Source organism: Tsukamurella soli (assembly GCF_039541155.1).
Taxonomy (GTDB): domain Bacteria; phylum Actinomycetota; class Actinomycetes; order Mycobacteriales; family Mycobacteriaceae; genus Tsukamurella; species Tsukamurella soli.
This window is the reverse complement of sequence record NZ_BAABFR010000243.1, coordinates 1-1,215: the sequence shown is the minus strand read 5'-3', so window position 1 is coordinate 1,215 and position 1,215 is coordinate 1. Positions and strand designations below refer to the sequence as shown.

The 1,215-nt window shown below is 59.6% G+C and carries 1 protein-coding gene; it reads left to right on the top strand.

Annotated features, from left to right (window positions below; all coding sequences use genetic code 11):
- Window positions 1-31 precede the first annotated feature (31 nt).
- On the top strand, window positions 32-1,215 hold a 1,184-nt coding region (locus ABD908_RS27375), incomplete at its 3' end, for a sugar porter family MFS transporter (protein ID WP_345002064.1).

The window sequence follows — 1,215 nt, the reverse complement described above, 5'->3', positions numbered from 1 at the left end:
GAACGCACTACCTTCGAGGCCTTCGAGACCGATGGCGTTGCCACCGTTGCGGTCGGGGCCGCAGCAGCAGCGGATGAATGTGGTGGCTGTGGTGGCCACGTTCGGTGGGTTGTTGTTCGGTTATGACACGGGTGTGCTCAACGGTGCGTTGGATCCGATGAGTAAGGATCTGGGTTTGACGAGTACGACGACGGGTCTGGTGGTCAGTACTCTGTTGATCGGTGCTGCGATCGGTTCGTTGGTGTGTGGTCGGATGAGTGATGCGATCGGTCGGCGGAGGTCGATCATCATCTTGTCGATCATCTTCTTTTTGGGGACGTTGGGTGCGGTGTGTGCGCCGGGTCTGGCGGTGATGTTGCCGGCGCGGTTCATTCTGGGTATCGCGGTGGGTGGTGCGTCGGTGATCGTTCCGGTGTATTTGTCGGAGTTGGCGCCGGTGGAGCGTCGGGGTACTTTGTCGGGTCGTAATGATCTGGCGATCGTGGTGGGGCAGTTGGCGGCGTTTGTGATCAATGCGGTCATTCATGCGTTGTGGAGTGGGAACGACGAGATCTGGCGGTACATGTTGGCGGTGTGTGCGGTGCCGGCGGTGTGTCTGTTCGTGGGGATGTTGCGTCAGCCGGAGTCGCCTCGTTGGTTGATCTCGAAGGGTCGTGATGATGAGGCGTTGAAGGTGTTGATGATGGTGCGGACGGAGGATCGGGCTCGGGCGGAGATGGTCGAGGTCGAGGAGTTGGCGCGGGAGGAGGAGGAGTCGCAGACGGGGGGTTGGACGGATCTGGCGATTCCGTGGGTGCGGCGGATTCTGTTGGCGGCGATCATCATCGCGGTGGGGCAGCAGCTGACGGGGATCAATTCGGTGATGTATTACGGTACGGATCTGTTGAAGACTGCTGGTTTCAGTGCGAGTGCGGCGCCGATCGCGAATATTTTCATGGGTGTGGCGTCGGTGGTTGGTGGGGTGTTGTGTCTGTTCGTGGTGATCGAGCGGGTTTCGCGTCGTCGGTTGATCGTGTGGGGTGTGATCGGTGTGACGGTGTGTCATTTGTTGATCGCGTTGTCGACGGTTGTGATTCCGGCGGGGAAGGTGCAGGCGTATGCGGTGTTGATCTTCGTGGCGTTGTTCGTGTTGGTGATGCAGACGGCGTTGAATATTCCGGTGTGGGTGTGTCTGTCGGAGTTGTTCCCGTTGCGGTTGCGGGGTTTCGGTATGGG